Here is an 18,068-nt window from a genome sequence, read left to right on the forward strand (position 1 = left end):
GCGCGGAAGGAGGTGGGAGTGGACCGGGTCGGGCCTCGGGAGGGTCGCCTCCCGGCCGTCGTACACGCTTCGCAGGGAGGAGGGAGACCGTGCAGCGCAGGCTCTGGCAGATCGCCATCGCCGTGATTGCGGTCCTCCTGGTGCTGCAGGCGCCGGGGCCGCTCCCGGCCGCCGCACCACGGACCATCACCATCGGGCTCTCGTTCCCCTCGCTCTCCTTCGCCTGGTTCGCCTTCCTGGAGAAGGCGGTCAAGGACAAGGCGCGGCAGCTGGGGAACGTGAACGTCCTCTCCGTCGAGTCGCAGAACCAGGTCTCCAAGCAGGTGGCGGACATCGAGGACATGATCGTCAAGAAAGTGGACGGCGTCCTCCTCGTCCCCATCGAGGTGCGGGCTGTCATCCCCGCCGTGCGCGCACTCAACCGCGCCAGGATCCCCGTCGTGACCGTGGACCGGCGCCTGGAGGCCGGCGCGGGGGTGCAGATCCTGGCCCACGTGGGCGCGGATAACGTCGAGGGCGGCCGCATCGCCGGCCGCTACGTGGCCGACCAGCTCCGGGCCAAGTACGGCGAGGTCCGGGGCACCGTGGTGGAGCTCTACGGCACGCCCGGGGCGGGCCCCGCCATCGACCGCAGCCGGGGGTTCCGCGAGGTGCTCGACCGCTACCAGGGCGTGACCGTCAGGCAGTACACGGCGAACTTCCGCCGCGAGGACGGGCTGAAGGTCATGGAGGACGCCCTGCAGGCCCTGCCGCGCATCGACGCGGTCTTCGGGGCCAACGACGAGATGATCCTGGGGGCGCTCGAGGCGATGAAGGCCAGCGGCAAGGTGAAGGTGGCCGACGTAATCACCGTGGGGTTCGACGCCCTGCCCGACGCGCTGCGGGCCATCCGGAACGGGGTGCTGGACGCCACCATCGAGCAATTCCCCGGCCGGCAGGCGTCCACCGGCTTCGAGATCCTGGTGGCATACATCCGGGAGCAGAAACGCCCGGCGTCGGCTACCGTGCTGATCAAGCCGCTGCTCATCACCAAGAGCAACCTCAACCGGGCGGAGAAGGGCTTCTAGCCCGGGGGGAACACCAGTCGGAGAGAAGGGAGGAGGAGCGATGTCCCGACGCGTGTGGCTCCTGACGCTGGCCGCCGTCGTGGCCCTGTGGCTGCTCCCGCCCGTCCAGGGGGCGGCGCGGCGCACCCAGGTGGCCTTCGTGCCGAAGCTGATTGGCATCCCCTACTTCAACGCCATGGAGAAGGGCGGCAAGCAAGCGGCCGCCGACCTGAACGTCGAGTTCGTCTACACGGGGCCGACCACGGCCGACTCGGCCGCGCAGATCCAGATCGTGGACAACCTCATCACCCGGGGCGTGCCGGCCATCGCCGTGGCCCCCAACGACCCCACGGCTATCGCCCCCACCCTGAAGAAGGGGAAGGACCGGGGGCTCAAGATGTTCACCTCCGACACCGACGCCCCCAACTCGGTGCGCGAGGTCTTCGTCAACCAGGCCCTGGCCGAGGACATCGGCAACACCATCATGGACGAGCTGGCCAGAATGATGGGCCGGCGGGGCGAGTATGCCATCGTCTCCTGCGGCCCCACGGCGCAGAACCTGAACGCCTGGATCGAGATCGAGAAGAAGCGCCAGGCCGAACGCTACCCGGAGATGAAGCTCGTCGCCCTGAAGTACGCCGGCGAGGACATCAACGAGGCGATCAAGGTGACACGCGACCTCATCACCGCCTTCCCCAACCTCAAGGGCGTCATCGGCCAGTGCTCGACCTCGGCCCCGGGGGCGGCGGAAGCGGTGACGCAGATGGGGAAGATCGGCAAGGTCTTCGTCACCGGACTGTCGGTGCCCTCACTCATGCGCAAGTACGTGAAGAACGGGGCCGTGCCCAGCTTCGTCCTCTGGGACCCGGTGAAGCTGGGCTACCTGACCGTCTGGGCGGGGAAGCAGCTCGTGGACGGCAAGCCATTCGCCGCGGTGAACACCGTCCCGACCATCGGCCAGGTGCGCTACTTCCCCCAGCAGCGCATGCTGTTGCTGGGCCCGCCGACCGTCTTCACCAAGGCGAACGTCGACCGGTTCGACTTCTGAGCGACGGAGGGGGCGAGGCTGGAGCGCCCCGTCCCCTCCCGGGCACCGACCATGAGCGGGCTGCTCGCCGCGCGGGACGTCTCCAAGGCCTTCGGCGGTGTCGTCGCCGTCCGCCATGCCTCCTTCGACGTGCGCCCGGGGGAGGTGCACGCGCTGGTGGGGCAGAACGGCGCCGGGAAATCCACCCTCATCCGCATCCTCTCCGGGGCGCTGCAGCCCGACAACGGCCAGGTCCTCTACGCAGGGCGGCCGGTGCACCTGACCTCGCCCCGGGTGGCCCAGGACCTGGGCATCGCCACCGTCTACCAGGACCCGCTGGTCTACCCCGACCTGAGCGTGGTGGAGAACATCTTCATGGGCCGGGAGTTGCGCGACCGCCTGGGCAACATCGACTGGGCAGCGCAGCGCCAGGCAGCCGCCCGCCTCTTCGCCGACCTGGGGATCCGCGGCACCTTTCTGACCCAGCCCATCGGCCGGCTGACCATCGGCATGCAGCAGCTCGTCCTGATCGTGAAGGCGCTCTCCCACGCCTCGCGGGTGATCATCCTGGACGAGCCCACCGCCATCCTCACCCAGGGCGAGACGGAGCGGCTCTTCGGGGTCATCCGGCGGCTGCGCGCCGGCGGGGTGGGGATCGTCTACATCAGCCACCGACTGGAGGAGATCTTCCAGATCGCCGACCGGGTGACGGTGATGAAGGACGGGGAGGTGCGCGGCACCTTCCCTGTCGGGGCGATCTCCCGCGACCGGCTGATCGACCTGATGGCGGGGGAGATCTTCCACGAGCGGGCCGCCCGCGACGGCCGACGCATCGGGGAGGTCGTCCTGCGCGTGGAGGAGCTGGCCGTCCCGCCGACGGTGAAGGGCGTCTCCTTCGACGTCCGGCGCGGCGAGGTGCTGGCCCTGTTCGGGCTAGTGGGCTCAGGGCGCACGCAGGTGGCCCATGCCCTCTTCGGCATCGCCCCGGCGGCCCGCGGCCGCATCCTCCTGGACGGGGAGCCGGTGGCGATCACCTCCCCGGAGCAGGCCCTGCGCCTCGGCATCGCCTACCTGCCCGAGGACCGCAAGGCCCAGGGGCTCTTCCTGCCGCTGCCGGTGCGCTACGACCTGACCGTGGCCATCCTGCCCGCCCTGCGCCGCCTGCTGGGCGCGGTGGACCGCCGCCGGGAAGAGGCGGCGGGCGCGGCGATGGTACGGGCGCTGGGGATCCGCACCCCCGGGCTGCACACCCCCACCCAGGCGCTCTCCGGAGGCAACCAGCAGAAGGTACTGCTGGGGCGCTGGCTGGCGCGCCGTCCCCGGCTGCTCATCCTCGACGAGCCCACCCGGGGCGTGGACGTCGCGGCCAAAGAGGAGATCCACGAACGCATCTTCGCCCTGGCGGCGGAGGGCGTCGCCGTCGTGGTCATCAGCAGCGAGCTCCCCGAGGTGCTGAAGCTGGCCGACCGCATCCTGGTCCTGCACGAGGGGCGCGTGACGGCGCTGGTGGCCCGGGGGGAGGTGGAAGGCGAGGCGGCCCTGCTGCGGGCCGCCACGGGAGCGCGGGAGGTCTATGCAAACCCTCCCGCTTGAACGGGTGCCCCCCGCCCCGGTGCTCGTGCGCGGCCTGGCGGTGCTGCGCACGCGCGAGGCCGGCGTCGTCCTCTTCATCCTCGGGCTGGGGCTCGCCCTGCACGCCTGGACGGGCCGCTTCCTCACCCCGACCAACCTGGCCAACGTCCTGCTGAACAGCGCCCCCACTGCCGTCGTGGCCCTGGGGATGACCCTGGTCATCCTCACCGGCGGCATCGACGTCTCGGTGGGCTCGACGCTGGGTGTCACCGCCGTGCTCCTGGGCTACGCCGCCACGGCGGGATGGCACCTGGGCCTCCTGATCGCGATCGGCGTGCTGAGCGGTCTCGTCCTGGGGATGGTCAACGGTGGGCTGGTCGCCCGGGCCGGCGTGATGCCCATCATCGCCACCCTCGCCACCCTCTCGCTCTACCGGGCGCTCACCTTCCAGCTCCTGCGCGGCAAGTGGATCGCCGACATTCCCCCGGTCCTGCGCCCGCTGGGGCTCGGCACGGTGGGCGGGGTGCCGGTGGCCGCCCTCCTGGCCCTCGCCCTCACCCTCCTCTTCGCCTACGTCACCGCCCGGCGGCCGCTGGGGCGGCACATCTACGCGGTGGGCGGCAACGCCGAAGCGGCACGCCTGGCCGGGATCGACGTGGCCAGGGTGGCCTTCGTCGTCTACGGCGTGACGGGCATGCTGGTGGGCGTGGCCGCGCTCCTCTACGTCGGCCAGACCGGCTTCGTGCAGTCCAACACGGGCGTGGGGTTCGAGCTGCAGGTGATCGCTGCCGTGGTGTTGGGCGGGACCTCCATCCTGGGCGGGCGCGGCAGCGTCGTGGGCAGCGTCCTGGGCGCCGTGCTGGTGGGCCAGATCAAGAACGGGCTGATCCTGATGAACGTGAGCGGGCTGGCCGAGGGGATGGTGGCCGGCGTCCTGATCCTGCTGGCCGTGGCCGTCGACCTGCTGCGCACCCGGCGGGGAACCCCCTGATGGGGTGCGGCCGGCGCTGGGCACTGGGAGGTCCCTGATGGCTGCGCGGCTGCTGCGTGCCGTCGCCGCCGACCGCCCCCGCTTCCTCCTCGCCCTGCTGGTGGCCAGCTACGCCCTCTTCGCTCTGAGCGTCGACGGCTTCGCCACGCTCTACAACACCCTGAACATGACGCGCTACGGGGTCGAGATCGGCCTGCTGGCCCTGGGCGAGACTCTGGTGATCATCTCCGGCGGGGGCTCCATCGACCTCTCCGTCGGCTCGATGCTGAGCCTGGCCGGCATCGTCATGGGCCTGCTGGTCAAGCACCTGGCAGTGGACGTGTGGCTGGCTGCAGGCGCCGCCGTCCTCAGCGGGGCGGTGATGGGCGCCCTCAACGCCCTCTGCATCACCGCGCTGCGCATTCCCGCCCTCATCGTCACCCTGGGCACGCTCTACATCTACGGGTCGGCGGCGCTGGTGCTGACGGACACCGTGCCCATCTCGGGGTTGCCGGAACGCTTCTACGTCCTGGGCCAGGGGGAAGTGCTGGGAATCCCCCTCCAGGTGGTGCTGGTCTTCCTCCCCGTGGCGCTGCTGCTGCACACTCTGCTGCGGCACACGGTCTTCGGCCGTCACCTCTACGGCGTCGGCACGAACGAGGTGGCGGCGCGCTTCGCGGCCATCCCCGTGGAGCGGGTGCGATTCTGGGTCTTCACCCTCTCCGGCCTGCTCGCCGGAGTGGCCGCGGTCGTGATCACGTCCCGGGTGGCCAGCGCCCGCCCGGACGCGGGCTTTGGCTACGAGCTGCAGGCCATCACCATCGCCGTGCTGGGCGGCACCCACATCGCCGGCGGCGAGGGCACCGTGCTGGGGACGGTGCTGGGCGTGGCCGTCATCACCGTGCTCTCCAACGGCCTGCAGCTGGCAGGCATCCACCCGATCTGGCAACTGGGGGCGGTGGGCGCGGTCCTGGCGGGCACCGTGGTCCTCAACCAGTGGCTGGCCCGCCGGGGGATGGCGGTGGGCGTGCAGGGAGGGTGAAGCGGTGATGCGGCCGGCGTGGTCGGAGGCGGAGGTCCACGGACGCACTCCCCTGGAGCAGCTCGTCTACCGCTCCCGGCTCCTGGGACAGGACCCCACCATCGTCAACTGGAAGGGCGGCAACACCTCGGCCAAGGCGGAGGAGGTGGACCACACCGGGCGCCGGGTGCGCACGCTGTGGATCAAGGGCAGCGGCTCGGACATGCGCACCGCCACCGTGCGCGACTTCGCCGGCCTGCGCCTGGACGAGGTCCTGCTGCTCGAAGCACGGGACCACCTCTCCGACGAGGAGATGGTGGACTACCTCCAGCGCTGCCTCCTGCGGCCCGACTACCCCCGACCGTCCATCGAGACGCTCCTGCACGCCTTCCTGCCCTTCGCCCACGTCGACCACACCCACCCCGACGCGGTGATCGCCTTCTGCACCGCCGACCGCGGCGAGGCGGTGACGCGCGAGGTCTTCGGCGATGCCGTCCTCTGGATCCCCTACCAGCGCCCCGGCTTTGCCCTCAGCAAGGCGGTGGCCGCGGCGGTGCGCCGCCACCCCCAGGCCCGGGCGGTCTTCCTGGCCAAGCACGGCCTGGTGACGTGGGGGGAGGACGCGCGCAGCTGCTACGAGGCCACCCTGGCGATCGTCGCCCAGGCGGAGGAGGCCATCGCCCGCCGCCGGCCCCGCGTGCCCTTCGGCGGCCTCCGGGTCACGCCCGCAGCCGAACGGGAACGGCGGCGCCTCCTCACCCACCTGCTGCCCCGGGTGCGCGGGGTGGTGAGCCAGCGCCGGCCGGCCATCCTCCACGTCGACACCACCCCCGACGTGATGGCCTTCGTGTGCAGCGAGCAGCTCACCACCCTGGCCACCGTCGGTGCGGCCTGCCCCGACCACCTGGTGCACACCAAGCACCGGCCGTGCATCGTGCCGGCCGGGGCCGAGGCCGGGCCGGAGGGCCTGGCAGGCGCGGCGGTGGCCGCCGTCAAGGAGTACGCGGCGGCGTACGAGCGCTACCAGGCCACCCACCGCCGGCCGGGCGACCCCGAGGGGGACCCCTTCCCGCGCGTCCTCCTCCTCCCCGGGCTCGGCATGGTCACCACCGGCCCCACCAAGGAGGCGGCGGCGCGCACGGCCGACCTCTACCACCGCGCCATCGCCGTCATGGCCGGCGCCGAGGCACTGGGCACCTTCACCTCCCTCACGGACCGCGAGGCCTACGACGTGGAGTTCTGGCCCCTCGAGCTCTACAAACTCACCCTGGCGCCGCCTCCGCGCGAGCTGCACGGCCGCGTCGCCCTGGTGACCGGAGGCGCCGGGGCCATCGGGCGGGCGGTGGCCGAGCGCCTGGCGCAGGAAGGCGCGCACGTGGCACTGCTCGACATCGACGCGGACGGGGCCGCGGCGGTGGCGGCGGAGCTGCGGGAGCGCTTCGGCGAGGGACGCGCGCTCGGCCTCCCCGGTGACGTCACCGACGAGGCGGCAGTCCAGGCGGCCTACGAGCGCCTCGTGCTGGAGTACGGCGGCGTGGACATCGTGGTGAACAACGCCGGCGTGGCGCTGGCCCGGCCGGTGGAGGAGACCTCCGCCGACGAGTGGGATCGCCTCTTCGCCGTGCTGGCGCGCGGCTACTTCCTCGTCGCCCGGGAGGCGTTCCGGGTGCTGCGGGCCCAGGGCCGGGGCGGGGCGCTCGTCTTCGTCACCAGCAAGAACGCTCTCCTGGCCGGGCGCAACAGCGCCGCCTACAACGCCGCCAAGGCGGCGGAGCAGCACCTGATGCGCTCGCTGGCCGAGGAGGGGGGCGAGGCCGGCATCCGCGTGAACGCCGTGGCCCCCGATGCGGTGCTGCGCGGCTCGCGCATCTGGTCGGGGACCTGGCGCCAGCAGCGGGCGCGGGACTACGGGGTGGAGGAGACGGAGCTGGAGGCCTTCTACCGGGCCCGCACCACGCTCAAGGTGAACGTCTTCCCGGAGGACGTGGCGGAGGCGGTCTACTTCCTCGTCTCACCGCGGTCGGCGAAGACGACGGGGTGCACCATCACCGTGGACGGCGGCGTCCCGGGCGCGTACACGCGCTGAGGAGGGCGGCGGCATGCGCGACGCAGCCTACACCGTGCTGGAACGGCAGCTGACCGACCGGGGGGTGGACGTGGCCCGGGTGCGGGCGGCGCTGCGGAGCCTGCAGATCGAGACCCCGTCGTGGGGGTACGGGGACTCGGGCACGCGCTTCGCCGTCTTCCCCTGGCCGGGCGCGGCGCGCACGATCTGGGAGAAGCTGGAGGACGCCGCCCTGGTCCACCGCCTGACCGGGGTTTGCCCCTCCGTGGCCATCCACATCCCTTGGGACGCCGTGGACGACTACGGACGGTTGCGCGAGGCGGCGCGGCAGCTCGGCCTGCGCATCGGCGCGGTCAACCCCAACCTCTTCCAGGAGGCGGCCTACCGGCTGGGCAGCGTCTGCCACCCCGATCCGGCGGTGCGGCGGCGCGCGGCGGCGCACATGCTCGAGTGCATCGAGGTGGCGCGCGCCGTCGGGTCGGACCTGCTGAGCCTGTGGTTCGCCGACGGGACCAACTACCCGGGACAGGACGACTTCCGCGCCCGCCGGCAGCGGCTGGCCGAGGCGCTGGCCGAGGTCTACGCGGCCATGCCGGACGGGATGCGCATGCTCCTGGAGTACAAGTTCTTCGAGCCGGCCTTCTACCACACCGACCTGGCGGACTGGGGGATGGCCTACCTGCTGGCGGTGCGCCTGGGGCCGCGCGCGCAGGTCCTGGTGGACACCGGCCACCACCCCCAGGGGACCAACATCGAGCACCTGGTGGCGGTGCTGCTGGACGAGGGGCGCCTGGGCGGCTTCCACTTCAACAGCCGCAAGTATGGCGACGACGACTTGATCGTGGGAGCGATCAACCCCTTCGAGCTCTTCCTCATCTTCACCGAGCTCGTGGCCGCCGCCGAGGACCCGGACCCGACCGTCGCGGACGGGGCGCGGCGCGTCGCCTACATGCTCGACCAGTCACACAACGTCGAGGGGAAGATCGAGGCCGTCCTGCTCTCGGTGGAGCAGGTGCAGCGCGCTTACGCCCGCGCCCTGCTCGTGGACCGGGCGGCGCTGCGCCGCGCGCAGGCCGAGGGGGATGTCCTCGGCGCGCACCGCCTCCTGCTGGAGGCGTACGAGACGGACGTGCGTCCGTTGCTGCACGTCGTGCGGGAGGAGCTGGGAGCGCCAGCCGATCCGGTCGCCGCCTTCCGCCAGGGCGGCTATGCCGCGCGGCTGGCCGCGGCCCGCGGGGCGGGACGGCAGGGCGCGGGGCCGGGCGGCAACCCCTTCGCGACCGGGAGCGCCTCCGCGGCTGACAGTGCTCCCGCGGCCGATGGTGCCGCCGGCCCGGGCGGCACGTTGGGAGCCTGAAGCGCGGGCGACCGACCGTGGCCACGCTGCGCCTGCTGGCCATCGACCTGGGCGCCGAGAGCGGACGATGCATGGCCGGCGACTTCGACGGCGAGCGCGTGACCCTCTCGGAGGTCCACCGCTTCCCCAACGGCCCGGTGGCGCTGCCGGACGGCCTGCACTGGGACGTCCTGCGCCTCTTCGAGGAGCTGAAGGCGGGGATCCGCCGGGCCCGGCGCCTGGGGGCGCCACCGGCGGCGGTCGGGTTGGACACCTGGGGGGTCGACTTCGCCCTCCTCGACCGCCGCGGCGGACTGGTCCACAACCCCTACCACTACCGCGACCGCCGCACCGAGGGCATGGTCGAGGAGGCGTGCCGTCGCGTGCCCCGCGAGGAGATCTTCGCCCACACCGGCATCCAGTTCATGCCGATCAACGCGCTCTACCAGCTGCTGGCCATGGTGGTGCACCGGGACCCCGGGCTCGAGATCGCCGCCACCTTCCTGATGATCCCCGACCTCTTCGCCTACTGGCTGGCCGGCGAGGTGACCTGCGAGTTCACCGACGCCACCACCAGCCAGTGCTACGACCCTCGGGCCGGCGGCTGGGCCGCCACCCTCCTGGAGCGTCTGGGCATTCCCACGCACATCTTCCCGCGGGTGATCCCGCCGGCGACGGTGCTCGGCCCCCTGCGCCCCGTGGTGGCCGACGAGGTGGGTGGGACCCTGCAGGTGATCGCCCCGGCCACCCACGACACCGCCTCGGCGGTGGCCGCCGTCCCGGCGGACGAACCGGACTTCGCCTACATCAGCTCCGGCACGTGGTCCCTCGTCGGTGCGGAACTCCCGCACCCCCTGATCACCCCGGAGAGCCTGGCCGACAACTTCACCAACGAAGGAGGGCTCGGCGGCACCTTCCGCTTCCTGCGCAACGTCATGGGCCTGTGGCTCCTCCAGGAGTGCCGGCGCCGCTGGGCCCAGGAGGAGGCGCTGACCTACGAGCGCCTGGCCGAGGAAGCCGCCGCCGCCCCGCCCTTCGGCGCCCTCATCGACCCCGACGAGGAGCGCTTCCTGCGCCCGACCGACATGCCGGCACGCATCCGCGAGTACTGCCGGGAAACCGGGCAGCGGGTCCCCCAGAGCCGTGGCGAGGTGGTGCGCTGCGTCCTGGAGTCGCTGGCGCTCAAGTACCGCTGGGTCATCGAGCGCCTGGACCGTCTCCTGGGGCGGCGCACGCGCGTGGTGCACGTGGTGGGCGGGGGCTCGCAGAACGCCATGCTCTGCCAGTTCACGGCCGACGCCACAGGGCGCCTGGTGCGCGCCGGTCCGGCCGAGGCCACCTCCCTCGGCAACATCCTGGCCCAGGCCTGGGCGCTCGGACACCTGAGCTCGCTGCGGGACCTGCGGGCGGTGGTGCGCCGCTCCGTCAGGGAGGCGGTCTACGAGCCCAGGCCCTCCGAGGGGTGGGAGGAGGCGTACGCGCGCCTGCGGCGGCTGCTGGGGGAGGGGTGATGGCGCGAGTCTCCTCAGCAGGTCAGGCCGGCCGCGCGGGACGTGGCGCCCGCGCCGCGAGCCGTCAGGTCAGCTGGACAGGACGCGGTGCCCGGGCGGCGAGCGCCTCGACCTCGGCGCGCGCGGGCAGCGACGGCTGCGCCCCCGGGCGCGAGGCCGCCAGCGCTCCCGCGGCCGACGCCAGCACCCCCGCCTCGACCAGCGACCGCCCCTCCGCCAGCCCCACGGTCAGCGCGGCCACCCAGGCGTCTCCCGCACCCGTGGCGTCCACCGCGTCCACGGGGACGGCCGGCACGTGCCAGGCCTCGCGCTCCCCGAGCAGCACCGCACCCTGCCGACCCAGCGTGACGGCCACGGTGCGCGGCCCGCGCTCGCGGAGGACCCGGGCGGCCTCGAGGGCCTCTGCGGCGTCGCCCACCGGGCGCCCCGCCAGCGTGCCCGCCTCACCCTCGTTCACCACCAGCACGTCGGTGAGCCGCCACAATTCCCCGGCAAACGGACGCGAGGGGGCGGCGTTGAGCAGGGTGCGCCCTCCGACCGCGCGGGCGCGGCGGAAGGCGGCGACGGTGGCCCCGTCGGGCACCTCCAGCACCGCCCCCACCCACACCCCGTCCGGCAGGTCGAGCGCCTCGACGTCCTCCGGGCGCACGTCCCCGTTTGCTCCGGGGGCCACGGCGATGAGGTTCTGGCCGCCCTCCTCCACGACGATGAGCGCCACCCCCGTGGGACGGTCGGAGTGGCGCACCGCGGCGGCGTCGATCCCTTCGGCCGCCAGCGCCTGCTGGAGCTCCGCCCCGAAGGCGTCGCGGCCGACGCGGCCGACCAGGCGCACGCGCGCGCCGAGCCGCGCCGCCGCCACCGCCTGGTTGGCGCCCTTGCCGCCGTGGGCGGTGAAGAAGTCGGAGCCCACAACGGTCTCGCCCCGCCCCGGCAGGCGCGGGACGCGGACCGTGAGGTCCATGTTCAGGCTGCCGATGACGACGAGTTGCGGTGCGGGCGGGTGTGGGGAGGCCATGGCCGTCACGCCCCATCATAGCCGAGCCGCGCCGGCGCGACGGGGAGGAACCCTCTCCGGCCGCGCGTAAGCAGAAGACGTCCCGGACCCGGAGGATCCCATGCCGAGCGGCAGAGCGCTACGGTTGCACCGCATCCTCGACCCCCGGACCGAGCGGGGGATCGTCGTGGCCTTCGACCACGGCCTCTTCCTCGGCCCCGTCCCCGGGGTGGAAGACGTCGTGGCGGCGATGCGCCGCGTCGCCGAGGGCGGGCCCGACGCCCTCCAGGTCTCGCCCGGCGCGGCCGCCGCCGCCGGCGCCATCTTCCACGGCCGCGGGGCGCCGGCGCTGGTGCTGCGCCTGGACGCCAGCAACACCTGGCGCTCCACCGCCCCACCCCGCGCGCCGTACCGCGTCCCGGTGGCCACCCCGGCCGACGCCGTCCGCCTGGGCGCCGACGCGGTGGTGGCCTTCCTCTTCACCGGCTACGCGGAAGACCGGGAGGAAGGCGCCAACCTGCAGGACGTCGGCCGACTCGCCTCCGCGTGCCGGGCGCTGGGGCTGCCGCTGGTGGTGGAGCCGCTGGCCGTGGCCCCGGGGAAGCACCTGGTCAACCCCCCCGAGGTGGTCGAGCTCATGGCGCGCATCGCCTGGGAGGCCGGCGCCGACCTGCTGAAGGTGGACTACACCGGCTCGCGCGAGACCTTCAGCCGCGTCGTGCGCGCGGCGGCGGTCCCGGTGCTGGTCCGCGGCGGGCCCCGCACGGAGACAGCGGCGGACGCGCTGGCCATGGTCGCCGAGGCGCTGGAGGCGGGCGCGCGCGGCGTCGTCTTCGGCCGGAACGTCTGGCAGCACGACGACCCGGCGGGGATGGTGCGGGCGCTGCGGCGGATCGTGCACGAGGGCGCCGGGGTCGGGGCAGCGCTGCGCGAGCTGGCCCCCGCCGGCCGGTCCTGAACGATGCCCGCCGTCCCCCGGCGGCCGCTGGGCATCGCGGTCATCGGCTACGGGCTGATGGGCCGCGTCCACGCCCACGCCTACCGGGCCATCCCCATCTACTACGCCGGGCAGCCCTGCCCGCTGCGGCTGGTGGCCGTCTGCGACGTGGACGAGGCGCGCGCCCGGGAGGGCGTCGACCAGGCCGGTTTCGCCCTCGCCACCACCTCGCTGCGCGAGGCGGTGGAGCGCGACGACGTCGACGTGGTGGACGTCTGCACCCCGAACCGCTACCACGCCGAGGCGGTGGAGGCGGCGCTGCGCGCCGGCAAGCACGTCTACTGCGAGAAGCCGCTGGCCTACGACCTGGCCGAGGCGCGCCGCCTGGCCGCCCTGGCCCGCGAGGCCGGCGTCAAGCACCAGGTCACCGCCGAGTACCGCTTCCTGCCGGCGATGCTGCGGGCCCGCGCGCTGGTGGCGGAGGGGTTCCTCGGCCGCCCCTTCCACGTGCGCGGCGTCTACCTCCACTCGGGCTACGTCGACCCGGACCGGCCCCTGGAGTGGCGCCTGCGCCGGGAGATCATCGGCGGCGGCGTGGTGGTGGACCTGGGGCCGCACCTGCTCGACCTGATGCGCCACCTGGCGGGCGAGGTGGAGGCGGTCTGCGCCGACCTGGAGACCTTCACGCGCACCCGGCCCCTCCCGGAGCGGCCGGAGGTGCGCGCGCCGGTGGAGGTGGAGGACGCCGCCGTCTGCCTGCTGCGCTTCCGGAGCGGCGCGCTGGGGACGGCCGAGCTCACCCGCGTGGCCACCGGCGCCGAGGACGAGCTGCGGCTGGAGCTGCACGGCGACCGGGGCGCGCTGGCCTTCAACCTGATGGACCCCAACTGGCTGTGGGCCTACGACCGCACCGCCCCGCCGGAGCGGCGCGGGTTCACCCGCCTGCCCACCGTGCAGTACTACCCGCCCCCGGCGGCGGTGCCCTCGCCCAAGTTCACGCTGGGGTGGATCCGGTCGCACGTCCACGCCCAGTTCAGCTTCCTGCAGGCCATCGTCGAGGACCGGCCGGCGGCGCCGTCCTTCGACGACGCCGTGCGGGTGCACGAGCTGGTCGACGCGATCTACCGCTCGGCGGCGGCGCGCCGCTGGGTGACGGTGGATGCCTGACGCGACCTGCGTCGGCGTCCTGGTGGCGGACGTGGTGGTCCGGCCGGTGGACGAGTGGCCGCAGCGCGGGCAGCTCGCGCTGGTGCAGGACGTGGCCGTGCGCTCCGGCGGGCTGGCGCACACCACGGGCGTCACGCTGGCGAAGCTGGGGGTGGCCACCGCCGTGGTGGGGCGCGTAGGCGCCGACCTGTTCGGCCGCTTCCTCGTCGACGAACTTCACCGCCACGGCGTGGCCGCGTACGTGCGGACCGACGAGGAGGCGCCGACCTCCACGACCGTGGTGGCCGTGACCTCGGGCGGGGAGCGCTCCTTCCTTCACCTGGTCGGCGCCAACGGGCGATTGGTGGAGGAGGACGTGGAGGACGCGCTGCTGCGCCAGACCCGGGTACTGCACCTCGGGGGCACTTTCATCCTGCCGGCCCTCGACGGCGAGCCCACCGTCCGGCTCCTCCGGCGGGCCCGCGGCGCGGGGTGCCTGACCTCGCTGGACGTGGCCTGGGACGCCCGCGGCCGCTGGATGGCGCTGCTCGCGCCGGCCCTCTCCCACCTCGACATCCTCTTCGGCAACCGGGAGGAACTCGGCCGCCTCACCGGCGAGGAGGACCCGCCGCGCATCGCGGCCGCCCTGCGCGCGCGGGGGGTGGGCACGGTGGCAGTGAAGATGGGCGAGCAGGGCGCCTACGTGGACGGCACCGGCCCGGACGGCCGGGCGTGGCGGGGGCACCTGCCCGCCTACGTGGTGCCGGTGGTCGACACCACCGGCGCCGGAGATGCCTTCTGCGGCGGCTTCCTGGCCGGCACCCTCATGGGGTGGGACCTGGAACGCACCACCCGCCTGGCCAACGCCGCCGGCGCCCTGTGCGTGACGGCGCTGGGCGGCGCCGCCGGGGTGCGTCCACTCGGGGAGACGCTGCGCTTCATGGAGACGGCCGCGGTGCGGGCCTGAGGGCACGCAGGGGAAGCCTCCGCCCGGACCGAAGTGGACGACTGCGACGGCAGACAACTCATGTCCTCGATCCTGCTGTACGGGCGCACCTGGACGCCGGAGGCGCTGCGGGCGCGCGTCGGCCGCATGGCACAGCTGGCCGGCGCCACGCGCTGCATCCTGGCCGACGGCCCGGAGGCCGGCGTGGAGGCCGTGGACGTGCGCACCGGCGGGGGGCTGCGCTTCCTCGTCCTCCCCTCGCGCGGGCTCGACATCGCCGACGCCGAGTTCCAGGGGATCCCGCTGGCCTGGCGGTCGGCCACCGGGCGCATCCACCCGGCCTTCTACGAACCGGAAGGCCGCGGGTGGCTGCGCGGCTTCTACGGCGGGCTCATGGTCACGTGCGGCTACACCACGATAGGCGCCCCTTCGGAGGACGCCGGGGAGGCGCTGGGGCAGCACGGCCGGGCCTCCTACCTGCCGGCGGAGGCGGTGGCGGTCGAGGAGGCGTGGGAGGGCGAGACCTACCGGATCGCCGTGCGCGGGATCGTGCGCCAGGCGGTGGTCTTCGGCGAGCACCTGGTGGTCCGGCGCACCATCGCCACGGCGCTGGGCGCCACCTGGCTGCGTCTCGACGACGAGGTCGAGAATGCCGCCGATGCCCCCACGCCCTTCATGGTGCTCTACCACGTGAACCTGGGCTTTCCGCTGCTGGACGAGGGCGCCGAGGTGGTCACCCCGGCGCGCACGGTGCGGCCCCGGGACGCCCAGGCCGCCCCGGGGCTCGGCGAGCACACCCGCGTGCACGGGCCGGTGGCGGGCTACCGCGAGCAGGTCTTCTACCACGACATCCCGCCGGGACCGGACGGCGTGGCCGAGGCGGCGCTGGTGAACCGGGCGCTGCGCGGGGGGCTCGGGCTGGCCCTGCGCTGGGACGGCCGCGCCCTGCCGCGCTTCATCCAGTGGAAGATGCTCGGCCAGGGGACCTACGTGATGGGGCTGGAGCCGGCCAACTGCCTGGTGGAGGGACGGGCGGCGGAGCGGGCCCGCGGGACGCTGCAGGTGCTGGAGCCCGGGGAACGCCGGCGCCTGTGGCTGGAGCTGCACGTGCTGGCGGGGTCGGAAGCCCTGGACGCTTTCGTGGCCCGGGTCAAGAGATGATGGCATCGGCGACGGGAGTCACGAGGGCGCCCCCCTGCGACTATGGACTGTCGAGCCCTTGCGGGCCCGGCGATCCACACGGAGAGACCTTCGTGGCCAGCCGACCAGGGAAGCATGAGTCGGATGTCGACAGGGTTGAGGAGCGTCACCCGGGACCAGCCCCGTCCATCCCGGGCACGGCGGCTCAGGCGGCGCCGAGCGGCTCGACTGCCACCAGCGGCAACAGGCGATCCACCTCTGCTCGCTCCACCGTGCCCGGGAGGAGCGTGGCCACGTCGGCGGCGGCCACGGCCACCCCCAGGCGCAGCGCGTCGACGAGCGGCTGCCCCGCCAGCAGCGCCGCCGCCAGGCCGGCCGCCAGACTGTCTCCGGCCCCGACCGCGCTCTCGCGCCGCACCTCGGGCGGCCGGGCCATCCAGGCTCGACCTGCCCGGACCAGCACCGCCCCCGCCTGGCCCAGCGTCACCACCACCCCGTCCCGCACCGGTACCTCCCGCGCCGCCGCCACCACGTCACCCAGGGCGGTCAGGTCGCGCCCTACCAGCGTGGCCAGCTCCTCCCGGTTCACCTTGAGGACCGTGGGTACAGCCGCCACAGCCTGGCGCAGCGCCTCTCCGCTGGTGTCCAGCACGGTGGGGCGACCCGGCGCCTCCGCGATGACGTCGCGGTAGAAGGTCGCCGGTACCCCCGGTGGCAGGCTCCCGGTCAGGACCAGCACGGACGCCTGGCCGAGCAGGCGGCGCACCCGCCGCCGCAGCAGGTCGGCCGTCCGTGCGTCCGCCTGCGGCCCGGGCTCGTTGACGACGGTCTCGCCCAGCCCCGGCGCGACGATCACGGTGCACGTCCGGGTGGCCCCGCGGCCCCGGACCGCGCGCAGCGCGATGCCCTGCCGTCGCGCGTCCGTGACGAACCAGCGCCCGGCCGCGTCGTCCCCGACCGCGCCGACCACCGTGGCCTCGACCCCGAGCGCACGCGCCGCGCGGGCCACGTTCATCCCCTTGCCGCTGGCCAGGACGTGGACCGCCCGGGCACGGTGCACCCGTCCGGGCGCGAAGTCGGGGACCACGACCACCCGGTCGACACAGAGGTTGGGGGAGAGGACCAGCAGCACGCCGAAAGAGCGTACTGCCGGCGCGGAGATCCCGGCAAGGACGGGAGGGGTGGGCGATGCCACTGCGTGACCTGCGTCCCCAGCGTACCCGGCGCAGCCCCGAGGAGCTGCTGCGTCACCTCCGTACCTTCGAGCTGGTCCCCCGCTTCTCGGTGGGGGTCTGGTACTTCTCCCCCATGGCCAGCCGCTTCCACGAGCCCTACGGGCCCGCGGTGGACCTGCCCGCCCGATTGGAGCGCGTCGCGGCGCTGCGGGACTACGGCGTGGAGGCGGTCGAGGCCCACTACCCCAACGAGATCAGCGAGGCCACGCTCGACCTCTGGCGGCAGTTCACCCGCGACACCGGCATCCGGCTGCTCACCATCGTCCCGGGGCTATTCGCCGACCGGGAGTTCGAGTTCGGCTCGCTCTCCTCCCCGCTGCCGGAGGCCCGGGAGCGCGCGCTGCAGCGGACCATCGCCGCCCTGCGCCTGAACCGCGAGCTGGACACCGACTTCGCCATCGTCTGGCCCGGGATCGACGGCTACGAGAACCCCTTCGGGGTGGACCTGGCGGCCATGCGGGAGCGCTTCGCTGAGGGCCTGGCCGAAGCCATGGACGCCGTCCCCGGCGTGCGCATCGCCTTCGAACCCAAGCCCTACGAGCCGCGCGGGCGCATCCTCTACGGCTCGACGGCGGAGGGGCTCCTGCTGGCGGCCCGGGTGGAGGAGCGGCTGCGGGCGCCGGAGAACCGGCGGCTGCTCGCCGAGGGTCACGCGCTGCTGGCCCTCAACCCGGAGACGGGCCACATGCTGATGGGCTATGAGGACCTGCCCTACGCCTTCAGCCTGGTGTGCGAGTACGGGCGCCTGGCCCACTCCCACTGGAACAGCCAGCCGCTGGGGAACTACGACCAGGACCTGGACGTGGGCGTCGTGGCCCCGGAGCAGCTGGAGGCGGCGCTCTATGTGCTGAAGCTGCACGGGTACCGGGAGCACTTCGGCATCGACGTCAACCCGGAGCGCCTCCCGCCGGAGACGGCGGTGCGCAACTCCATCGACGCCATCCGGGCGGCGGCCGACCGGGTGAACGGGCTGGACCACGAACAGGTCCTCTGGGCGGTGACGCACCCGGACCGGGCGCGCGGCTGGCTGGAGGCCTACCTCATCCGGGTCCGCGCCTCCCGCCCGGAGCGCCTGCCGCCGCTCCCGCCGCTGCCGCGTTAAGCCCGGCCATCGGCCCGGGG

General features: G+C 73.8%; 15 protein-coding genes. 13 read left to right on the top strand and 2 right to left on the bottom strand.

Annotated features, from left to right (window positions below; translation table 11 throughout):
• The first annotated feature begins 89 nt into the window (after positions 1 to 89).
• From RB146_05460 to RB146_05495, 8 genes are read left to right on the top strand one after another with little or no spacing between them, the layout of a single operon-like run.
• Positions 90 to 1,067, top strand: a complete 978-nt coding sequence (locus RB146_05460; GenBank protein MDQ7828427.1) for a substrate-binding domain-containing protein — start codon at positions 90 to 92, stop codon at positions 1,065 to 1,067.
• A 40-nt stretch (positions 1,068 to 1,107) separates the two neighbouring features.
• Positions 1,108 to 2,094, top strand: a complete 987-nt coding sequence (locus RB146_05465; protein ID MDQ7828428.1) for an autoinducer 2 ABC transporter substrate-binding protein — start codon at positions 1,108 to 1,110, stop codon at positions 2,092 to 2,094.
• A gap of 51 nt (positions 2,095 to 2,145) precedes the next feature.
• Positions 2,146 to 3,666 carry a sugar ABC transporter ATP-binding protein gene (locus RB146_05470; GenBank protein ID MDQ7828429.1) on the top strand — a complete coding sequence of 507 codons (1,521 nt, stop codon included), beginning with the start codon at positions 2,146 to 2,148 and terminating at the stop codon, positions 3,664 to 3,666.
• Positions 3,647 to 4,636 (top strand): ABC transporter permease, encoded by a 990-nt coding sequence (locus RB146_05475; protein MDQ7828430.1) that lies wholly within the window; start codon positions 3,647 to 3,649, stop codon positions 4,634 to 4,636. The genes RB146_05470 and RB146_05475 overlap by 20 nt, the downstream gene beginning before the upstream one ends.
• Before the next feature lie 37 nt (positions 4,637 to 4,673).
• Positions 4,674 to 5,657, top strand: a complete 984-nt coding sequence (locus tag RB146_05480; GenBank protein MDQ7828431.1) for an ABC transporter permease — start codon at positions 4,674 to 4,676, stop codon at positions 5,655 to 5,657.
• A 7-nt stretch (positions 5,658 to 5,664) separates the two neighbouring features.
• The gene (gene rhaD, locus RB146_05485) at positions 5,665 to 7,722 is read left to right on the top strand and encodes a bifunctional rhamnulose-1-phosphate aldolase/short-chain dehydrogenase (protein MDQ7828432.1); all 2,058 of its coding nucleotides are present in this window, start codon (positions 5,665 to 5,667) and stop codon (positions 7,720 to 7,722) included.
• 13 nt (positions 7,723 to 7,735) lie between these two features.
• Entirely contained in the window at positions 7,736 to 9,058 is a 1,323-nt protein-coding gene (gene rhaI / locus RB146_05490; GenBank protein ID MDQ7828433.1) for an L-rhamnose isomerase, read from the top strand.
• 17 nt (positions 9,059 to 9,075) lie between these two features.
• Positions 9,076 to 10,548 (top strand): rhamnulokinase family protein, encoded by a 1,473-nt coding sequence (locus RB146_05495; protein MDQ7828434.1) that lies wholly within the window; start codon positions 9,076 to 9,078, stop codon positions 10,546 to 10,548.
• Between the two features lie 64 nt (positions 10,549 to 10,612).
• Here the strand turns inward: RB146_05495 and RB146_05500 are convergent, their stop codons facing one another.
• Positions 10,613 to 11,563, bottom strand: a complete 951-nt coding sequence (locus RB146_05500; GenBank protein MDQ7828435.1) for a ribokinase — start codon at positions 11,561 to 11,563, stop codon at positions 10,613 to 10,615.
• A 100-nt stretch (positions 11,564 to 11,663) separates the two neighbouring features.
• On the opposite strand from RB146_05500, the gene RB146_05505 reads away from it, so the two are divergent.
• From RB146_05505 to RB146_05520, 4 genes are read left to right on the top strand one after another with little or no spacing between them, the layout of a single operon-like run.
• The gene (locus RB146_05505; GenBank protein ID MDQ7828436.1) at positions 11,664 to 12,500 is read left to right on the top strand and encodes an aldolase; all 837 of its coding nucleotides are present in this window, start codon (positions 11,664 to 11,666) and stop codon (positions 12,498 to 12,500) included.
• A 3-nt stretch (positions 12,501 to 12,503) separates the two neighbouring features.
• On the top strand, positions 12,504 to 13,646 hold the full coding sequence (locus RB146_05510) for a Gfo/Idh/MocA family oxidoreductase (GenBank protein MDQ7828437.1): 1,143 nt from the start codon (positions 12,504 to 12,506) through the stop codon (positions 13,644 to 13,646).
• Positions 13,639 to 14,592, top strand: coding sequence for a sugar kinase (locus RB146_05515; GenBank protein ID MDQ7828438.1), 954 nt, complete (start codon positions 13,639 to 13,641; stop codon positions 14,590 to 14,592). The genes RB146_05510 and RB146_05515 overlap by 8 nt, the downstream gene beginning before the upstream one ends.
• Before the next feature lie 60 nt (positions 14,593 to 14,652).
• Positions 14,653 to 15,732 (top strand): aldose 1-epimerase family protein, encoded by a 1,080-nt coding sequence (locus RB146_05520; protein MDQ7828439.1) that lies wholly within the window; start codon positions 14,653 to 14,655, stop codon positions 15,730 to 15,732.
• 184 nt (positions 15,733 to 15,916) lie between these two features.
• On the opposite strand, the gene RB146_05525 is transcribed toward RB146_05520, so the two are convergent.
• Positions 15,917 to 16,843 (bottom strand): hexose kinase, encoded by a 927-nt coding sequence (locus RB146_05525; protein ID MDQ7828440.1) that lies wholly within the window; start codon positions 16,841 to 16,843, stop codon positions 15,917 to 15,919.
• Positions 16,844 to 16,899: 56 nt separating this feature from the next.
• Between RB146_05525 and RB146_05530 the strand changes: the two genes are divergently transcribed.
• Positions 16,900 to 18,048: a TIM barrel protein gene (locus RB146_05530; protein ID MDQ7828441.1), complete on the top strand. Its 1,149-nt coding sequence runs from the start codon at positions 16,900 to 16,902 to the stop codon at positions 18,046 to 18,048.
• Positions 18,049 to 18,068: the final 20 nt, after the last annotated feature.

The organism is Armatimonadota bacterium (assembly GCA_031081585.1).
Taxonomy (GTDB): Bacteria; Sysuimicrobiota; Sysuimicrobiia; order Sysuimicrobiales; family Humicultoraceae; genus Geohabitans; species Geohabitans tengchongensis.

Coding starts and splice junctions, on each gene's coding strand:
- RB146_05505 (MDQ7828436.1), top strand. CDS start 11,664: ATGCCGAGCGGCAGAGCGCTACGGTTGCACCGCATCCTCGACCCCCGG.
- RB146_05530 (MDQ7828441.1), top strand. CDS start 16,900: ATGCCACTGCGTGACCTGCGTCCCCAGCGTACCCGGCGCAGCCCCGAG.
- RB146_05510 (MDQ7828437.1), top strand. CDS start 12,504: ATGCCCGCCGTCCCCCGGCGGCCGCTGGGCATCGCGGTCATCGGCTAC.
- rhaI (MDQ7828433.1), top strand. CDS start 7,736: ATGCGCGACGCAGCCTACACCGTGCTGGAACGGCAGCTGACCGACCGG.
- rhaD (MDQ7828432.1), top strand. CDS start 5,665: ATGCGGCCGGCGTGGTCGGAGGCGGAGGTCCACGGACGCACTCCCCTG.
- RB146_05500 (MDQ7828435.1), bottom strand. CDS start 11,563: ATGGCCTCCCCACACCCGCCCGCACCGCAACTCGTCGTCATCGGCAGC.
- RB146_05470 (MDQ7828429.1), top strand. CDS start 2,146: ATGAGCGGGCTGCTCGCCGCGCGGGACGTCTCCAAGGCCTTCGGCGGT.
- RB146_05515 (MDQ7828438.1), top strand. CDS start 13,639: ATGCCTGACGCGACCTGCGTCGGCGTCCTGGTGGCGGACGTGGTGGTC.
- RB146_05520 (MDQ7828439.1), top strand. CDS start 14,653: ATGTCCTCGATCCTGCTGTACGGGCGCACCTGGACGCCGGAGGCGCTG.
- RB146_05480 (MDQ7828431.1), top strand. CDS start 4,674: ATGGCTGCGCGGCTGCTGCGTGCCGTCGCCGCCGACCGCCCCCGCTTC.
- RB146_05475 (MDQ7828430.1), top strand. CDS start 3,647: ATGCAAACCCTCCCGCTTGAACGGGTGCCCCCCGCCCCGGTGCTCGTG.
- RB146_05465 (MDQ7828428.1), top strand. CDS start 1,108: ATGTCCCGACGCGTGTGGCTCCTGACGCTGGCCGCCGTCGTGGCCCTG.